A 19030-nucleotide genomic window follows, 5' to 3' on the forward strand; every position below is an offset into this window, starting at 1 on the left:
AGCACTTTAATTTGTATATAAATAATAACGCAATGCCTGAGTTACCACAGTGGTTGTCTGTGTATCTTGAAAAAGGCCACGGGCATGACGAGTTAGCAAATCACAGTGGTTTGAGGCCTGAGCATTGGGATACATTATTTAATCGTTTATCAAGCTTAACGAGCGTAGACTTAAGCAGCCGAGCAATTGAAATTCGTCAGCTTCTGCAAAATGGCAATATTAAAAGTGAAAACAATCAACAATGGGACTTAGATCCACTGCCATTTATGTTCTCCGGCAATGATTGGAAAGCCCTTGAAAAAGGGATCAAGCAACGCACCTCACTACTTAACAAAGTTCAAAATGATATTTATTCTGAGCAAAAGCTACTTTTAAATGGGCACATTAGTGCCGAAAACCTGTATCAAGACAGTCACTTTATGCGTGAGGGCTTTAGTTTACCTAAAGACGAGCTTAAACTATTTTTTACGGCACTTGATGTGTATCGAACGCCTTCTGGCGAATTTAAAGTATTAAAAGATCACTGCCAATGCCCACTTGGGCTTGGGTTATTACTAAAAAGTAGGATTATTGCGCGCCGTGTAATGGCTGAAGAATTTGCCGAATGCAATGTGCAGCAAATAAAAGACTTTTTAAACCTATTTCAAGAGGGTATTAATGAATATATTCATTATATGGATGACCCTCGAATTGTTATTTTAACCCAAGGTATAGACGATCCAAACTATAATGAGCATGCGTTTTTATCAACCTACTTTGGCTATACTTTAGTACAAAGCGCCGACTTAACGGTAAGAAACGGCGAAGTGTGGCTAAAGTCATTGCAGGGGCTTGGAAAAATCAACGTGATTTTGCGTTGGATCCCCGACAATAGTATTGACTCATTGGAACAAACTGAATATTCATTACACGGTATTGCAGGGTTATTACAAGCTGTACGCGAGGGCACCGTTAAAGTTTTAAATCCGTTTGGTAGTGGTGTATTGTCATCTGCAGCTATTCAATTTAACTTAAATAAGCTATGTGAGCAGCTTTTAGGTGAGCCATTATTAATTCCAGGGGCTAAGTATTATAAAGCCACTGAAGCTGATGACTTAGATTGGAGCACACTTGAATTCACAAGCTTCAAAAACCCCGATTTTAAGCTCGATGGTGTATTAGACGAAAAAAAAATTAAACAACATATTCAACAAAATCCAGATGCGTACTACTTTCAAGAAAAGCCTGTATTTAGTAGTGCCCCCTTTTGGCAAGACGGTAAGCTAATAGCCAAACCTGTTATTTTTAGATGCTATGCGTTAACAACAGAGCAAGGTATAGAGGTTCTGCCTTCGGCTTTGTGTTTATCTACACAGGCACGAAATTCAGCTGGTAAATCAGGGGGCCTCAAAGATACATGGGTAAACACGGTCGATAATATTGAATTAGAAGAACAAAATGCACCGGTACCTATTCGTAAAAGAATGGACGTTACCCTACTAGAAGGAATTATTTCAAGTAGGACCGCTGAGCATTTATTTTGGCTTGGACGTTACTTAGAACGCTGTGAAAATACGATTAGGATTCTACGTATTTTTATCGACCGCTATACAGAACTTGCTATATATCCCGATTTAATAAGGCGTAATATTGTTACTAGGTTACTCACTGCTATTAAGTCGCAACATATTGTATACCCGTATATTGAGCAAAGTATTACAAATGAGGAATTTGAAACCCGCGATGCTAAGCAAAGTTCTTTTGTGTTACTTGCAGATGAGCAATGTGCTGGCAGTATTATTAATACGCTTAAATATTTAGCTAATGCATCGGTACAAGTACAAGAGCTGTTATCACATGATAGTCGTCGTATTATTGATGAAATGAACGAGCAAATAAAAATACTTAAGCACGTTAATATCAATATATCTACGCGCACCATTCAAAGTATTTTAGATAAAGTGATTGGCCTTATTATGGCTTTTAACGGCTCTCTGGCAGATTGTATGCCAAACAGTAATGGTTGGTTTTTACTTGAGATAGGTAGGCGCATCGAGCGCAGTCTTCAAATAATCTCTTTGGGAAATACATTACTCACCCAAAAACTAGATGAACCTGAAGAGCTAGGTTTATTAGAGGCCGTACTAAGCAGCCAAGTGAGTTTAGTAACTCATAAACGCCGCTATAGAATGTATCAAACAATAGGTACGGGGCTTGAGTTACTATTATTAGATGCAGAGTATCCTCGCTCACTATTATTTCAACTTGAGCAAATAAATCAGCTTTGCCAACATTTACCCAATAAACGCAGGCAAGGCGTAATTGCAGCTCATGAAAAAGCTATTTTACTCTCCAAAACGAGTTGTTATGTAACCGAAAAAGATTATCTACAAACAACAGAAAGCGGACAGCGCAAACATTTAATTGAATTTAACCATAACATAAGAGTAAACCTAGATACTTTTTGTGATGTATTATTAATGCAGTATTTTTCTCACACACAAACGGCTAATAAATTGAATTGGACCAATATTGAGCAAGCTCAATCGTGAAATATAAAATTAAGCACTCGACAACCTATAACTATACTGATTTTGTAAGTTTGTGCCAAAACCAAGCACGTTTAACACCTAAAACTAATCGTGGGCAAATTTGTCATAGTAGCCGCATAGAGATAGAGCCTATTGCTAACTATGTTCAAGAATTCATAGATTACTTTGATAATAAAGTCACTACGTTTGAAATAGTAACGCAACATAAAAAACTAACAGTGACTATGATAAGTGAAGTTGAACTAATTACGACTGCAAATAAAAACTTAAATACTGCTGTCATTAGCTGGGAAGAAGCGCGTAATTTTTTAGCAAGACCAAATACAGCACAATTATTAAAAATATCTGAATTTATTTTGCCCTCTCAGCTTACACCCATTGAAGAAGCCTATAAGGATTATGCGTTAGTGTCGTTCTTACCTAATGCTAATTTGATAGATGCCTGTAAGGATTTAATGGCACGAATATTTCATGAGTTTCACTATGATCCCGGTTTTACAACTATAAGCACACCTTTAAGTGTTGTTTTTGCACAAAAAAGGGGCGTCTGCCAAGACTTTGCACACTTTGCACTCGCGTGTTTACGCAGCATTGGCTTAGCTGCTAGGTATGTTAGCGGCTATATAGAAACACTACCACCTGAAGGTGAAGAAAAGCTTGAAGGCGCAGATGCAACCCATGCATGGTTTGCACTGTTTGTTCCTGATTTTGGTTGGGTAGACTTTGATCCAACAAATAATATTTTACCAAGTGGGCAACATATAACACTTGCAGTAGGGCGTGATTTTTCTGATGTAACACCGCTTAAAGGTGTTGTATTTGGTGGGGGTTCTCAACTACTTGACGTAGCTGTAGATATGATTCGATTAGAATAAATTAACAACTTCATAGTTATTATGGATAAGACGGAAGGGTGTATGAAAATTGATTGGAAAACGTACCAAACGAATGGCTTTTTTGATGAATTAATAGACGCACAAGGTAATATTCGATCGCATGGCAAACAGCTTGCGCAATTTTTTGCTGGTTTATCTGAAGAAGAACTCATAAAAGCTAGAGCGGTTGCTGATTTAGCAATTAAGGAAATGGGTATTACCTTTACGGTTTACAACGAAGGTAACATGATCGATAGAGCGTGGCCGTTTGATATTATCCCACGCACTATTGGTAAAAAAGAATGGCAAAGTGTAGAGGTTGGTTTAAAACAGCGCGTTGAGGCTTTAAATTTATTTATTGATGATTTATATCACGATCAAAAAATTATAAAAGATGGGATTTTCCCAAAAGGACTCCTAGAAAAGTCCGTTAACTTTAGGTCTCAGTGTGTAGGCATTAACCCACCTAATAAAATATGGGCACACATTTGTGGCTCTGATTTAGTGCGCGATGGCAACGGCACTATGTATGTACTTGAGGATAACCTGCGTGTGCCTTCTGGCGTATCCTACATGCTTGAAAACCGCTCTGTAATGAAGCGGGTTTTTCCTGAACTATTTGAACAAACTACTATTTTACCTGTTGATGATTATCCATCGCAATTATTTGATATGTTAGCGGCTATGTCTCCACGTAAGCAAGATAAACCCGAAGTGGTTGTACTAACACCTGGCGTATTTAACTCGGCATATTTTGAGCATTGTTACCTTGCTCAAGAGATGGGGTGTGAGCTGGTGGAAGGTAGAGATTTAGTCGTCGAAAAAGACGACTGTGTATACATGCGAACCATAACTGGATTACAACGAGTTGATGTAATTTACCGTCGAATAGATGACTTATTTTTAGACCCAGAAGCATTTTTACCTGAGTCCCAATTAGGTGTCCCTGGTTTGATGCGTGCATGGTCTAAAGGGAACGTAGCCCTTGTGAATGCACCTGGTGCAGGTGTTGCCGATGATAAAGTTGTTTATGCATATGTACCTGAAATAATAAAGTATTATTTGGGTGAAGAAGCTAAGCTTGAAAACGTACCGACCTTTAAATGCCTCGATCCTAAAGAGTGTGACCATGTCATTCAAAACATTGATAAGCTTGTTGTGAAGCCAGCTAACGAGTCTGGCGGTTATGGATTATTAATTGGCCCTAAATCGACTAAAAAAGAACAACAAGAAACGATTGCTCAAATCAAAGCGGATCCGCGCAACTGGGTAGCACAGCCAACACTTGATTTATCAACTGTCCCCACGCTTGATGGAACGCAGGTAGATGGGCGCCACGCTGATTTAAGGCCGTTTATTTTATCATCAGGTAAGGACACACAAATAACGACAGGCGGTTTAACGCGAGTTGCGATGGTTAAAGGCTCTTTAGTCGTTAATTCATCACAAGGCGGTGGCAGCAAAGATACATGGATTGTGGACGAGGAGGCTAAATAATATGTTATCAAGAGTAGGTGAAACTTTATATTGGGTTGCTCGCTATGTTGAACGTGCTGAAAATGTGGCTCGTTTAATCAACGTAAATAATATGCTAATGATGGACTTACCAAAAGGTGTTTGTACTGGGTGGGAGCCGTTAATAGATATTATTGGCGCGCGAAAAGCATACCAAGAAAACCATACCGATTATAGCGAGCAAAAAGCGCTGTGTTATTTATTGGTAGGTAGTGATAATAACTCCTCGATATTAAATTCGATTATTAGTGCTCGCGAAAGCGCACGTACCATTCGTGACGTGATCCCGCGTGATGTATGGGAAGAAATTAACTCTTTATATTATTATGTAAAAGATAACCAAAAAGAAGGGTTAACAAAGCGCGGTCGATTTGCTTATTTAAAACAAATCATTGAGTCAGCTCATTTAATTTTTGGTGCGTTAGATGCGACAATTAACCACGATCATGGATTTACTTTTATACGCTTTGGCTCATTAATAGAGCGCGCAGATATGACCTCGCGAATTTTAGATATTCGCTCAGAAACACTTATTACTAGCGATGAAGCAAAACCATTTGAAAATATTCAATGGATAAGTTTATTACGTTCACTCAGTGCGTACCAAATGTACCGACAAGAGATGGGTGTACGCGTGCAGCGCTCAGATGTGCTTGAATTTATAATGCACAGTAAAGTGTTTCCTCGCTCTATAATGTTTTGTTTAATGGAGTTAAAAAAGCAGGTAAGTGTTTTACCAAATTCAAAAGGTATTATCGATTTAATTGAGATTGCAATTAAAGAGTTAAAATCAGAAGAAGTAAGGCAATTAAAAAATGGTTTTTTGCATAAATATATTGACCAAATACAAATTGAATTAGCGGGTATTCATAATGAATTTGCACACACTTATTTTTTAAAGCCAGCTGAGTAACTACAATTAAAATCATTCGGTTTTATGCATAAAAAACGCGCCATTTAGGCGCGTTTTTACTTTAAAGCTTGTTAAATTACATTTCGTCGCTACGGTACGTTTTTTTCATTATGTATACGTAGGCATTAACAAACGCATTTTCTTGATATTTTTTAAGGCCGGTTTCTTCAAAAGCAATAGGGATAGGGTTACGTTTCACTTGTTCTTTAATTTCAGTTGTTGAGAACACGCGAACATCTAGGTTTTCAATTAACTGAATAGCGGTTTCCATTTTGAAACCTTTAGCGCTGCCTGCAAATTTACCTTTAGGTTGGCGTTCGCGAATAGCCACAGAGTCAATTTGGTAATCTTGCATTAGTTTTGCAAAATCAAATTGAAATTTGCGCATTACTTCAGTGTCGTTACCATTACCTAAGGTAAAACGTGTTTGGCGCACATCGCGAATGTCAAAAACGTCGTTATCTTTACTTAAAATACAAAGTAGTACGTCACTACCGGTAATTTCTACACCACATGTTCTCATTGCTGTTCTCTAATAAAACTTAATTGTTGTGTATTATACGCAACATCTATTAAATTGCGAGAATAAGCAATAAGACGAAATTTTATTACGCATTTCTCAAAATTGTCATTGTTTTTATCTAAATTTACAAACTTAAGTAAAATAACACCTTTAACAGAGCCTTTAAACTTGTAATTGTTTCTCGCTCACGCGACAATATATTTTTGTAGTTGAGCAGACTCAGCATCTACAGCAGCCTGTTTGGCGAAAAATAGTCAATGCTTATTCGTAAGAGCGTTGTCGAGTCATTCTCATTTAATTTTATTTAAAAATACACGTGATACATTGTAGGTGTCACCACTGTATGTAAGGATTTATAATGCCAGTTATTACTCTTCCTGACGGCAGTCAGCGTAGTTTCGAAAACCCTGTAAGTACTCTTGACGTAGCAAATGATATTGGCCCTGGTCTTGCTAAGGCAACCATAGCAGGTCGTGTTAATGGTGATCGTGTTGATGCGTGTGACCTAATTAGTGAAGATTCTCGCCTTGAAATCATTACTGCTAAAGATGACGACGGCCTAGAAATTATTCGCCACTCTTGTGCTCACTTGATTGGACATGCAGTTAAGCAACTTTTCCCTGAAGCTAAAATGGCTATTGGTCCAACTATTGATAACGGTTTTTACTACGATATCGATATGGAACATTCTTTGTCACAAGATGACTTAGATGCCATTGAAAAGCGTATGCTACAACTTGCAAAAACAAACTACGACGTAGTGAAAAAAACAGTAAGCTGGCAAGAAGCTCGCGATACGTTTGAAGCGCGTGGCGAAACATACAAAATTGAAATTTTGGACGAGAACATTGCAAAAGATGATCGTCCAGGATTATACCATCACGAAGAATATGTAGACATGTGTCGTGGTCCTCACGTACCAAACATGAAATTCTGCCAAAACTTCAAAATAATGAAAGTAGCAGGTGCATACTGGCGTGGTGACTCTGAAAACAAAATGTTACAGCGTATCTACGGCACAGCGTGGGGTGATAAAAAGCAACTTAAAGCGTATTTAAAGCGTTTAGAAGAAGCTGAAAAACGTGATCATCGTCGTATAGGTAAGGCTCTAGATTTATGGCACTGGCAAGAAGAAGCGCCAGGTATGGTATTTTGGCATAACGATGGTTGGAGCATTTACCGCGAGCTTGAAGAGTTTGTGCGTGAAAAATTACGTGAGTACCAATACGAAGAAGTAAAAGGTCCGATGATGATGGACCGTTCGTTATGGGAAAAATCAGGTCACTGGGAAAAATATTCAGACGCCATGTTTACTACAGAATCTGAAAAGCGTGAATATGCAATTAAGCCAATGAACTGCCCAGGTCACGTACAAATTTTTAACCAAGGTTTAAAATCGTACCGCGACTTACCATTACGTATGGCCGAGTTTGGCTGTTGTCACCGAAATGAGCCATCAGGTGCTTTACACGGACTAATGCGTGTACGTGGCTTTACACAAGATGATGCTCACGTTTTCTGTACAGAAGAGCAGGTAATGGACGAAGTGTCAGCGTGTATTAAGATGGTTTATGATACTTATGAGACATTCGGTTTTGAAAAGATTGTGGTTAAGCTTTCAACTCGCCCGGAACAACGTATTGGCGACGATGAAATTTGGGACAAAGCTGAAGTTGCATTAGCCGATGCACTAAAAGCAAACGACATCGAATTTGATTACCTTCCTGGTGAAGGGGCGTTTTATGGCCCTAAAATTGAATTTACTTTGTACGATTGTTTAGACAGAGCGTGGCAGTGTGGTACAGTGCAACTAGATTTTGCATTACCGGGTCGTTTAGGTGCTACTTATGTAGCAGAAAATAACGAACGACGCACACCTGTTATGATACATCGTGCTATTTTGGGCTCAATTGAGCGCTTTATCGGAATTTTGACTGAAGAGTATGCTGGTTTATTCCCTACGTGGCTTGCACCAAAGCAAGTAGTGATTATGAATATCACTGATAAACAAGCACCTTATGTGCAGGAAATTGTACAAAAATTAAATAAACTTGGAATTAGAGCCGCTGCTGACTTGAGAAATGAGAAGATTGGCTTTAAAATCCGTGAACATACATTAAAGCGTATACCTTACTTATTAGTTGTTGGCGATAAAGAAGTTGAACAACAAGAAGTAGCAGTACGTACGCGAACAGGTGAAGACCTGGGTAAATTTAATGTCGATGATTTTGTAGCTAAAATAAGCGAAGAGATTAAAAATCGACAGTAAAAATCGAGCGTGTAGGGCAATTACTAAAAGCCATCTACACGCTTATATTATTGATATTCTTGGAGGAACGTACCATTAGAGGCGGCAAGAAAGGGCAACAAACAGCTCAAAAAAATCGTATTAACGAAGAAATTACAGCTCAAGAAGTTCGTTTAATCGACATCGACGGCGAACAAGCTGGCATTCAGTCATTAAAAGACGCACAAGCTATGGCTGATGCAGCGGGTGTTGATCTTGTAGAGATTAGCCCTAACGCTGAGCCGCCTGTTTGTAAGGTTATGGACTACGGTAAGTTCATCTTTGAAAAAAGCAAAGAACTGAAAGAGCAGAAGAAGAAGCAAAAGCAAATCCAGATTAAAGAAATCAAATTCCGTCCTGGTACGGATGAAGGTGACTATCAGGTTAAGCTTCGCAACTTACGTAAGTTCTTAGAAGCTGGCGATAAAGCTAAAATTACCATCCGCTTCCGTGGCCGTGAAATGGCTCACCAAGAAATTGGTATCGAACTATTAAACCGCGTTAAAGGCGATTTAGAAGACTTAGCAGTAGTAGAGTCTTTCCCAAATCGCGTTGAAGGCCGTCAAATGGTTATGATGATGGCACCTATTGCTAAAAAGTAATTTTTAAGTAATAATGCGCACCGAATTTAGCTCAGGTCTGCAAGCAATATGTAAATATTCACCTGAGTTAACCGGTTTTAAAGTAAAGTTGCAGCATTTTATGTTGGGCTTTCACCGGAACATGGCAGTAAGTTAGGCCTAAAAGTGGAGCTATAGAAATATATCTCACGCCTGCTTACTAATTTAAAAGCAATACAATTGGAGTTATTGCAATGGCTTATAAGCTAAAAAGTCACAGTGGCGCTGCTAAGCGTTTCAAAAAGACTGCTTCTGGCGGTTTCAAGCGTAAACAAGCGCATCTTCGTCATATTCTGACTAAGAAAACTTCTAAGCGTAAGTTACACCTACGTCCTAAGATGATGGTTCATAAAAATGACCATGGTCTAGTTTCACGTATGTTACCGTTCGCTTAATAGGGGTTTTTAGAAATGGCAAGAGTTAAACGCGGCGTTGTCGCACGTGCACGTCACAAAAAAGTTTTAAAACAAGCAAAAGGTTACTACGGAGCACGTTCACGTGTTTATCGCGTAGCTTTCCAGGCTGTTACTAAAGCGGGTCAATACGCTTACCGTGACCGTCGTGCGAAGAAACGTACTTTCCGTCAATTATGGATTGCACGTATCAATGCTGCTTCACGTCAAAATGGTCTGTCTTACAGCCGTTTTATCAATGGTCTTAAAAAGACGTCTGTAGAAATCGATCGTAAGATCCTTGCAGATATCGCTGTTTACGACCAAGTTGCATTCGCAGCGCTTGTAGAAAAAGCTAAAGAAGGCCTAGCCGCTTAAGCTTTTTTATAAGAACTGAAAAGGAGCCCATTGGCTCCTTTTTTTGTGCCTAAAATTTGATATAAAACCCCCAACATACAAGAGCTACTCTAACTTCCCAAGCAAAATAATCCGTTATTAATTTAAAGGCTAAGCTGTATTTAATTGGATGCTAATTATGCTTTAATCTCAATAAAACATTCCTGATACATTATTAACTTACCTTAGGCTGTGTTTTTTGTTGAACTACCGCAGTTTTTTCGTAACGATTGGTTAAGTTGTTATAATTTGGCTATTAAAGCGTTTTTTGAGAATAATATGTTAGCCAGCTTACTCTTTTTAACTGCAAGTATGACTTACGATAGCCATTTACCCCCTTTGCTACCTTGGGAGGGAGAAAGTTTATCGCTGATACAACAGGCGGGGCCCCTGACAACGGATTTTGAGCTTTCAGATGGTTATATATCTCCGGATTACAACAACACAATGGCTTTTGTAGAGCGTTTAGTTGCTGCAAATCCGACTCAATTTAAATCGCAAATAATAGGTTTTAGTAATAGTAAGCGTGCTATTAAAATGGTTGTGGCGACTGAGCAAGGTTTTTTTGATGCAGATCAGCTTGCCAATAGCACTAAGCCAACAGTGCTTATTCAAGCGGGAATTCACGCTGGCGAGATTGACGGTAAAGACGCCATGTTTATGTTGTTACGGGACATAGCTACAGGCAAACGTAGAGATATTTTAAAGAAAGTAAATATTTTATTTATCCCAATCTTAAACGTTGACGGACATGAAAGAAGCAGCCATTTTAATCGCATTAATCAACGCGGCCCGAGTAAAATGGGTTTTAGAACCAATGCAAATAATTTAAATTTAAACCGTGACTTCACAAAACTTGAAACACCCGAAGTTAAAAGTGTTTTAAAGGTTATTAATGACTATAACCCAAACCTTTATATTGATGTGCATGTTACTGACGGTGCCGATTATCAATACGATGTGACCTATGGATATAATCCGGTTTTTGCAAGTGAATCTCCTGCTATTGCTGATACGTTAGATAGATACTTTAAACCGGTCATAGATAATAAGTTAGCATCACAAGGGCATATTCCTGGGCCTCTTGTATTTGTTATGAATAAGCGAAACTTTAAAGAAGGGCTTGCGGGTTGGGTTGCTACACCCCGGTTTTCGAACGGTTGGGGTGACTTAAAATCATTACCTACAATTTTAGTCGAAAACCACTCATTAAAACCTTATAAGCAGCGTGTATTGGGCACTTATGTGTTTATTGACGGGGCAATTGATGCTTTATCAAAGCATGGACATGAACTAGCTAATGCAGTAAAAAAAGAACACGCATTTGTACCAAAGCAGCTTATTGTTCAACGAGGCTATAGTAAAGACCCTGTAGAAATTGCATTTAAAGGTATTCGTTATACGTCAAAAGTGAGTACGTTATCGGGTCAAACAGAAGTTCAATATATTGGCGAGAAAGAAGACTATACAAATTTACCTGTATATTGGCAAAAAGATGTACAAAAACGTATTGAAGTACCTAAGGCATTTTTTATACCACCTGTTTACACCGATTTAATTGAAAAACTGTCGCTTCATGGTGTGTCTGTGAATAAATTAGTTGGTGAAAACACACAACCATTAAAGCAGGCAAAAATAGATGAGCACTCGTTTGCTAAGTCACCGTTTGAAGGAAGGTTTAGGGTAACAGCCACTTTCGATTATAAACCTGCTATTAATGTAAACTTAGATGGTTGGTTTGAAGTTACAACTCAACAAAAAGCAGGGGAATTGGCTGTTCATCTACTGCATCCAGAGGCGCCTGACTCGTTTTTTTCATGGGGAGAGTTTAACACGATTTTTCAGCGCACTGAGTATATGGAAAATTACGCGCTGATCCCTTTTGCTCGTAATATGTTAAAAGAACAGCCAAAACTAGCTTTACAATTTGACCAAAAATTAAAAACTGAAAAGTCATTTGCAAGTGATGCTGATGCTCGCTTAGATTGGTTGTATCAGCACAGCCCATTTTATGATGAAGCATATCTAAAGTACCCAATACTTATGTCGTTTGAAGAAGAAATAGCAATACCAGATCAAAAAGATAAAGAAATATAGTGATGAGAATTATAACAATACCAGTGACTCCTTTTGCACAAAATTGCAGAATAATAGCTTGCGAAAGTACCCAAGAAGCAGTCGTTGTTGATCCTGGCGGTGACAGCGATAAGATAATTGCAGCTTTAACGAGTAATAATTTAACCCTTAAAGCTGTTTGGTTAACCCATGGGCACTTAGACCACGTTGGTGGAGCAGACGTACTTCGTAAGCAGTTTAATACTAAGATTATTGGCCCACACAAGGATGAACATTTTTGGTTTGAAAATTTATCAATGCAAGCTCAAATGTTTGGTTTTTCACCTATTAAACCATTTTACCCAGACGAATGGTTATCGCACGGTGATACTTTGAGTCTAGGTAAGTTAACATTTGATGTATTTCACTGCCCAGGCCATACACCAGGGCATATTGTATTTTACGAAAAAAACCAACAATGTGTCATTGTTGGTGATGTTATATTTAAAGGCTCTGTAGGACGTACTGACTTTCCTAGAGGGAATAGTCAACAACTTATAGAGTCTATTAAGGCTCATATACTAACCTTACCTTTACAGACCGCGATTTTGTCTGGCCATGGCGGTGAAACAACCGTTGAGCATGAAATTAAAACGAATCCTTTTGTAAGTGGGCAGTACGGCTAGTGAGTTAAATGTATTAATTATGAGTAATTTATACATAGAAAAATTAAAAATAAGCAGACTGTTTTTAAAAATGGTTGTATAATTTAACCAGTTTATTTGATAAATAAGAAATAAAATGTCTCTAAATCACGTAGATCGCCAAATTTTGGCACTTTTGCAACAAGACGCAAGTCTATCAACTGCTGAAATAGCAGATAAAGTCGGCTTATCTCAATCACCTTGTTGGCGTCGAATTGCTAAACTAGAGCAAGACGGCTACATAAAAAGCAAAGTGGCATTGTTAGATGAGAAGAAACTTGGCTTTGATATGTTGGTGTACGCACATGTGCGTTTATCTAATCACGGTAAAAAAAATCTAGCTGAATTTGAAAAATTGATCATGAGTTACGATGAGGTCACTGAGTGTTATACAATGGCAGGCACAATGGATTTTATGTTGCGAATAATCTCACAAGGGATAGAAGGCTACGAACATTTTGTTCGAGATAATTTATTAAGTTTAGAGTACGTACAGGAAGTGCATTCAAACGTGACAATGACCTGTGTAAAACGCAGCACATCTCTACCTTTGTAAACAGATAACTTTTTAAAGCTATTTAGTTTAAAAACACAATGTAATTGTTAAATGAGCGCTAATTTGCTAAAATTTAGCGCTTTTTTTATACCCAAAATACACCTGAGGATCTCAATGTTTAACTTACTAAGCAGGGCGCCAAGCTCAGCTAAAAACGATATTCTATCTGGTTTAACTGTGGCGTTAGCCCTAGTGCCAGAAGCTGTTGCGTTTGCCTTTGTTGCAAATGTAGAACCTTTAGTTGGTCTATATGCCGCGTTTATCGTAGGTTTAATTACGGCTATATTCGGTGGCCGCCCAGGCATGATCTCAGGTGCAACCGGTGCTTTAGCGGTTGTAATGGTAAGTTTAGTGCTTGATCATGGTGTTGAGTATCTCTTTGCAACCGTACTTCTGATGGGTATTTTGCAAATACTCGCGGGAATATTCAAGCTCGGTAAGTTTATACGTATGGTACCGCATCCTGTAATGCTAGGGTTTGTAAACGGCTTAGCTATTGTTATATTTTTAGCCCAGTTAGGTCAGTTTAAAGTACCTGATGGTATGGGCGGTCAGCAATGGATGACAGGTGAACCATTGTTTATTATGTTAGGGCTTGTTGCGTTAACAATGGCTATTATTCATTTCCTTCCAAAGTTAACAACGGCTATTCCTTCATCTTTAGTTGCGATTGTAACGGTGACAGGCTTAGTTATTGGTTTAGACCTTGAAGCACATACCGTATTAGATTTTTTAAAAGGGATGACAGGTGATGAAGCAGCAACAATCGCAGGTGGGTTGCCAGAGTTTCATATTCCTATGGTGCCATTTAATTTAGAAACACTGCAAATTATCTTCCCTTACGCACTTATACTTGCTGCTATCGGCCTGATAGAGTCATTATTAACGCTTAGCTTAATTGATGAAATTACTGAAACACGTGGTCACAGTAACAAAGAGTGTATTGGCCAAGGCGCTGCAAATATAACGTGTGGTTTTTTTGGAGCAATGGGCGGTTGTGCAATGATTGGCCAATCAATGATTAATATTAATTCGGGCGGCCGCTCTCGTTTATCGGGAATAAGTGCAGCCTTAATGCTGCTTGCGTTTATCATTTTTGCATCAAGCTTAATTGAAATGATCCCACTCGCTGCACTTGTGGGGGTTATGTTTATGGTTGTGCTTGGTACATTTGAATGGGCAAGCTTTAAAATGATGAAGCGCGTACCATTGTCAGATGCCTTTGTAATCGTGTTAGTTTCGGGTGTAACCGTGATTACCGATTTAGCGATTGCAGTGTGTGTAGGTGTGATTGTGTCTGCACTTGTTTTTGCATGGCAACATGCTAAACATATCTACACAACAAACTACATTGATGAAGAAGGCTCAAAAGTATATGAGTTACATGGGCCATTATTTTTTGGTTCAGTTAAAAACTTTTCTGAATTATTTGATGTTAAAAATGACCCAGAGAACGTTATTGTAGAGTTTAAACATAGCCGTGTATCAGATCACAGTGCAATAGAGGCTATTGACGCATTAGCTGATAAATATACTAAAGCGGGTAAGCAGCTTCATTTGCGTCATTTAAGTAAAGACTGTACTCAGTTATTGCACAAAGCGCGTGATTTAGTTGAGGTCAATGTAATAGAAGATCCTACTTATAAAGTTGCGTCAGATAAACTAGCTTAAACACTAACTATCAACGTATTTATGAAAGCGAAAGGATAACACCTTTCGCTTTTTTATTGCGTGTGAGTATAGTTTGCGTTGATTGTATTAAAAACTAAGATAGGCGGTAGTGCTAAATATCCTCGTAAATCTATATAATAGATGACGATATTATTCAGTTTATTTATAAAACTATTTAGTTATTAATAAATACACACTAAAAATAGATTTTAAAGTAGTTACTATTTTGGAGACGATGTAAATTTTGAATTGGCAATCTTTAATTGATAACCGTCAGCGCTTTTTTTGGCTTTTGCAGATTGCGGGCTGGATAGGGTATGCGCTTGTCAATTACATTGGTTCTAAAGTATTTGAAATGCGTGATATTTACGTATTCGTTATATTATTAAATGCTTATGCTGGCTGTTTGATGACAGTACCACTTCGCTATATTTACCGTACAGTTTGGAATGCTTCACCTATAGTGCTTATGTTAGTGGTGTTTGGTGCATCTTATATTACGGGTACCTTATGGGCTGTTGTACAGAAGTTTAATCTATGGGAGATATATCGCCATGGTTACAGACCTGAAGAGTGGTTTTATTATCTTCAACAAGGTTTAGATTCGGTCTACATTATTTTATGTTGGAGTGGCTTATACTTTGGTGTTAAATATTATCAGCTATTACAAAGTGAACGTCAAAAAGCATTAAAAGCAACTACAATGGCGCACGAAGCCCAATTAAAAATGCTTAGATACCAGCTTAACCCGCATTTTTTATTCAATACGTTAAATGCTATTTCAACATTAGTTTTGGTAAAAGAAAATAAAGATGCTAACTTAATGGTGTCTAAATTAAGTGACTTTTTAAGGTATACCCTAAATACAGATCCCATAAAAAAGGTACCACTTGAGCAAGAGTTGCATGCGTTAAAATTATATTTAGATATTGAACGAGTTCGTTTTGATGAACGATTAAAAGTAAACATAGATGTAAGCGAACAAGCTAAGCAAGCATTAGTTCCTAGCCTTATACTGCAACCTATTATTGAAAACGCAATTAAATATGCGATTGCCCACTTATCTGAAGGTGGGGTAATAGATATTAAAGCCCAAGTGTTTGCTAACGAATTACTCCTTGAAGTGGGAGATAATGGGCCTGGCACCGAATTAGAAAATGGCAAGCTTGTTAACGCACAAGGTGTTGGTATTGCAAATACCAAAGATAGATTAAAAACGCTCTACGAAAATAATTATTCGTTTGTATTATCACATAATACGCCAAGTGGATTAAAGGTTAATCTGCGAGTGCCGTTTGAGAAGGCTGTGAAGAAATGATGAAAATCAGAACGCTTATTGTTGATGATGAACCATTAGCGCGCAAAGGCTTGGATGTAAGGCTTTCAGAATTTGATGACATTGAAGTTATTAAATTATGCAGTTCAGGTGCAGATGCAATAGAGACGTGTAAAAACGAAAAAATAGATTTAGTATTTTTAGATATTCAAATGCCAGGCATGAATGGCTTTGAAGTTGCTCGCGCGTTAAGTGAAAGCACTAAAATACTTCCGGCAATCGTGTTTGTTACCGCATTCGATCAATTTGCGGTGAAAGCATTTGAAATTCATGCATTGGATTACATTTTAAAACCCGTTGATGATAACAGACTAAAACAGGCGGTAGAAAAAGTGCATACCTATTTAAAAACGCAACAAGACAACGCCCATAAGAAAAAACTCGCGAGTTTTGTAGCTGGCATTACCGGAAATAATTGTGAAGAAATTCTCAAAAAACTGGCAACCGGTGATACTTTAGCTGATAAACGTTACCCAGAATCCTTAGCCGTAAAAGAGCAGGGCGAAATTATCCGTGTTCCAGCAGCAACTATTCAATGGGTTGACGCAGCCGGGGATTATATGTGCTTACATTGCCAAGATGGGCAAACACATATACTACGAAAAACAATGAAAGAACTTGAGCAAGAGCTAGACCCTCATTTATTTGTAAGGGTTCATCGCAGCGCAATTGTTAATACAAAACAAATCAGTAAATTAGTTACACAGGTCAGTGGTGAATATTTACTTGTTTTAGAGAATGGTCAAGAGCTAAAAGTTAGTCGTAGTTACCGTGATAAAGTAAAAGCAGCGTTGGCTAGTTAATATAAGTTTAAGAATATAAAATGCGAGCTAAGCTCGCATTTTTTTAGAAAACTTTAATTACTCAACAGTAACAATTTTCATTGTATTTGTTGCGCCCACAGTTTCCATTGAATCACCATGCGTTAAAATCACAGTATCACCTGAAGCCAATGAACCTTGAGCAACAAGTGTATCTAATGCTGCTTTAACCATTGCATCTTTTTCTGTTTGTGTTGAATCAAAAAACACCGGATAAACACCACGATAAAGTGCAGTTTGACCAAGTGTACTGGCATGACGTGACAACGAATAAATTGGTAAGCCAGAACTTATGCGTGACATCAGTTTTGCTGTGCTACCAGATTCAGTAAGCGTTACAATAGCCTTAACAGAATCTAAATGGTTTGCTGCATACATAGCCGATAGAGCAATTGATTCAGCATTATTAGAGAAACGACTATCTAAACGGTGTTTAGATACATGCGTTTCTTTTTGTGACTCAGCACCTAAACAAACGCGTGCCATAGTTGCTACCGTTTCTTCAGGGTAATCGCCAGCAGCTGTTTCTGCAGAAAGCATTACAGCATCAGTCCCATCAAGCACTGCGTTTGCAACATCCATTACTTCAGCACGTGTTGGCATTGGGTTATCGATCATCGATTCCATCATTTGCGTGGCTGTAACAACAGTACGGTTCAACGAACGTGCACGACGAATAATAAGCTTTTGCTTGCCCATTAGCGCAGCATCGCCAATTTCAACACCTAAGTCACCACGTGCAACCATTACAGCGTCCGAAGCAAGCACAATATCATCGATGGCTTCTTGTGTTTCTACAGCTTCAGCGCGTTCAATTTTTGCTAGAAGTTGAGCTTTAGAGCCAGCAGCTTCTGCTAATGAACGAACGTAACGCATGTCATCGCCACTACGTGGGAAAGAAACCGCAATATAATCTACATCGATTTCTGCTGCTGTGATTAAGTCTTCTTTGTCTTTTTCGGTAAACGCTGGAGCTGTTAATCCACCGCCCAAACGGTTAATCCCTTTGTTGTTTGATAAAACGCCTCCCACTGTAACAGTACAGTGAACGAGATGATCAACTACTTTATCAACCGTAAGTTGAATTAAACCATCATTTAAAAGAAGTAAATCGTTAGGAGATACATCTTGTGGAAGCTCTTTGTAATCGATACCTACAGCGTTTACATCGCCTTGGCCTTTTTCCATTTTAGCATCAAGAATAAACTTAGCACCCACTGCTAGGGTTACTTTGCCTTCTTTAAACGTTGAAACTCGGATTTTAGGACCTTGAAGATCGGCAAGTATAGCAATGTGTTTGTTTAATCGTTTTGCAATATCACGAACTGCTTGTGCACGGTCTTTATGATCTTGTGCCACACCGTGTGAGAAGTTTAAACGTACTACGTTTGCGCCTGCGCGAATGATTTTTTCTAGGTTGTTATCTCTATCGGTAGCAGGCCCAAGGGTAGCGACTATTTTTGTGCGTCTTAGCATCAATTTCTCCTGTGTGCTTGGTGAAAGCAGGTTGACGGTTATTTTGTTTACGAAGAATACAGCTTAAAAAAGCAATATCTTAAGTTGTAGGCAAAGCTGAACGAATTGCCACTATTTTATACAAAACTATTGTGTCATCATTATGACACCGGTGTCAAAATGCGTCAATGATCTTAATTTCAAATAGCTGTGCTTTAAGTCACCCCTAGAGCATTGATGTTTGATATAATTACAAAGCTTATTTATCTTTAATAAAAAAGCATGTTGTATTGGCTCATGGTTAGCATTTTATGACTGCATGAGTATAATGCACGCGGTATTATTTAATGAATACACTGAATTTTCTAACCAAATAGTTG

Annotated in this window: 16 protein-coding genes; 14 read left to right on the forward strand and 2 right to left on the reverse strand. The window is 38.3% G+C overall.

Going from position 1 to position 19030, the window contains the following annotated elements; translation table 11 throughout:
- Positions 1–11 precede the first annotated feature (11 nt).
- Genes AC27I2_RS17820 through AC27I2_RS17835 form a run of 4 tightly spaced genes read left to right on the forward strand, consistent with a single transcriptional unit; the run spans position 12 to position 5834 of the window.
- On the forward strand, positions 12–2531 hold the full coding sequence (locus AC27I2_RS17820) for a circularly permuted type 2 ATP-grasp protein (protein ID WP_487205061.1): 2520 nt from the start codon (positions 12–14) through the stop codon (positions 2529–2531).
- Positions 2528–3406 carry a transglutaminase family protein gene (locus AC27I2_RS17825; RefSeq protein WP_058403923.1) on the forward strand — a complete coding sequence of 293 codons (879 nt, stop codon included), beginning with the start codon at positions 2528–2530 and terminating at the stop codon, positions 3404–3406. Before AC27I2_RS17820 ends, AC27I2_RS17825 begins: the two co-directional genes overlap by 4 nt.
- A 42-nt stretch (positions 3407–3448) precedes the next feature.
- Positions 3449–4903: a circularly permuted type 2 ATP-grasp protein gene (locus AC27I2_RS17830; protein ID WP_058403924.1), complete on the forward strand. Its 1455-nt coding sequence runs from the start codon at positions 3449–3451 to the stop codon at positions 4901–4903.
- Position 4904: 1 nt separating this feature from the next.
- Positions 4905–5834, forward strand: coding sequence for an alpha-E domain-containing protein (locus AC27I2_RS17835; RefSeq protein WP_058403925.1), 930 nt, complete (start codon positions 4905–4907; stop codon positions 5832–5834).
- 76 nt (positions 5835–5910) lie between these two features.
- Here the strand turns inward: AC27I2_RS17835 and AC27I2_RS17840 are convergent, their stop codons facing one another.
- Positions 5911–6357 carry a DUF3010 family protein gene (locus AC27I2_RS17840; RefSeq protein WP_058403926.1) on the reverse strand — a complete coding sequence of 149 codons (447 nt, stop codon included), beginning with the start codon at positions 6355–6357 and terminating at the stop codon, positions 5911–5913.
- Between the two features lie 358 nt (positions 6358–6715).
- Between AC27I2_RS17840 and thrS the strand changes: the two genes are divergently transcribed.
- The 10 genes from thrS to AC27I2_RS17890 all read left to right on the forward strand — a co-directional run bounded on the left by thrS (position 6716) and on the right by AC27I2_RS17890 (position 17177).
- The gene (gene thrS / locus AC27I2_RS17845) at positions 6716–8626 is read left to right on the forward strand and encodes a threonine--tRNA ligase (RefSeq protein ID WP_058403927.1); all 1911 of its coding nucleotides are present in this window, start codon (positions 6716–6718) and stop codon (positions 8624–8626) included.
- 59 nt (positions 8627–8685) lie between these two features.
- A complete protein-coding gene (gene infC, locus AC27I2_RS17850) occupies positions 8686–9246 on the forward strand; it encodes a translation initiation factor IF-3 (RefSeq protein WP_006794470.1) in 561 nt (186 codons plus the stop codon).
- Positions 9247–9458: 212 nt separating this feature from the next.
- The gene (gene rpmI, locus AC27I2_RS17855) at positions 9459–9659 is read left to right on the forward strand and encodes a 50S ribosomal protein L35 (RefSeq protein WP_002960713.1); all 201 of its coding nucleotides are present in this window, start codon (positions 9459–9461) and stop codon (positions 9657–9659) included.
- Between the two features lie 15 nt (positions 9660–9674).
- Positions 9675–10034 carry a 50S ribosomal protein L20 gene (rplT, locus tag AC27I2_RS17860; RefSeq protein WP_002960711.1) on the forward strand — a complete coding sequence of 120 codons (360 nt, stop codon included), beginning with the start codon at positions 9675–9677 and terminating at the stop codon, positions 10032–10034.
- A 297-nt stretch (positions 10035–10331) separates the two neighbouring features.
- Entirely contained in the window at positions 10332–12149 is a 1818-nt protein-coding gene (locus AC27I2_RS17865) for a M14 family metallopeptidase (RefSeq protein ID WP_487205062.1), read from the forward strand.
- Between the two features lie 2 nt (positions 12150–12151).
- Positions 12152–12793 carry an MBL fold metallo-hydrolase gene (locus AC27I2_RS17870; protein WP_487205063.1) on the forward strand — a complete coding sequence of 214 codons (642 nt, stop codon included), beginning with the start codon at positions 12152–12154 and terminating at the stop codon, positions 12791–12793.
- 115 nt (positions 12794–12908) lie between these two features.
- Complete coding sequence (locus tag AC27I2_RS17875; protein ID WP_002960703.1) at positions 12909–13367, forward strand: Lrp/AsnC family transcriptional regulator; 459 nt, start codon at positions 12909–12911, stop codon at positions 13365–13367.
- A 114-nt stretch (positions 13368–13481) separates the two neighbouring features.
- The gene (locus AC27I2_RS17880) at positions 13482–15038 is read left to right on the forward strand and encodes a SulP family inorganic anion transporter (protein WP_058551890.1); all 1557 of its coding nucleotides are present in this window, start codon (positions 13482–13484) and stop codon (positions 15036–15038) included.
- A 244-nt stretch (positions 15039–15282) separates the two neighbouring features.
- Positions 15283–16356: a sensor histidine kinase gene (locus tag AC27I2_RS17885; protein ID WP_058403929.1), complete on the forward strand. Its 1074-nt coding sequence runs from the start codon at positions 15283–15285 to the stop codon at positions 16354–16356.
- On the forward strand, positions 16353–17177 hold the full coding sequence (locus tag AC27I2_RS17890) for a LytR/AlgR family response regulator transcription factor (protein ID WP_058403930.1): 825 nt from the start codon (positions 16353–16355) through the stop codon (positions 17175–17177). The genes AC27I2_RS17885 and AC27I2_RS17890 overlap by 4 nt, the downstream gene beginning before the upstream one ends.
- Before the next feature lie 57 nt (positions 17178–17234).
- Here the strand turns inward: AC27I2_RS17890 and pyk are convergent, their stop codons facing one another.
- On the reverse strand, positions 17235–18671 hold the full coding sequence (pyk, locus tag AC27I2_RS17895; RefSeq protein WP_058403931.1) for a pyruvate kinase: 1437 nt from the start codon (positions 18669–18671) through the stop codon (positions 17235–17237).
- Positions 18672–19030 lie beyond the last annotated feature (359 nt).

This window comes from Pseudoalteromonas sp. NH0006-46 (genome assembly GCF_057547735.1).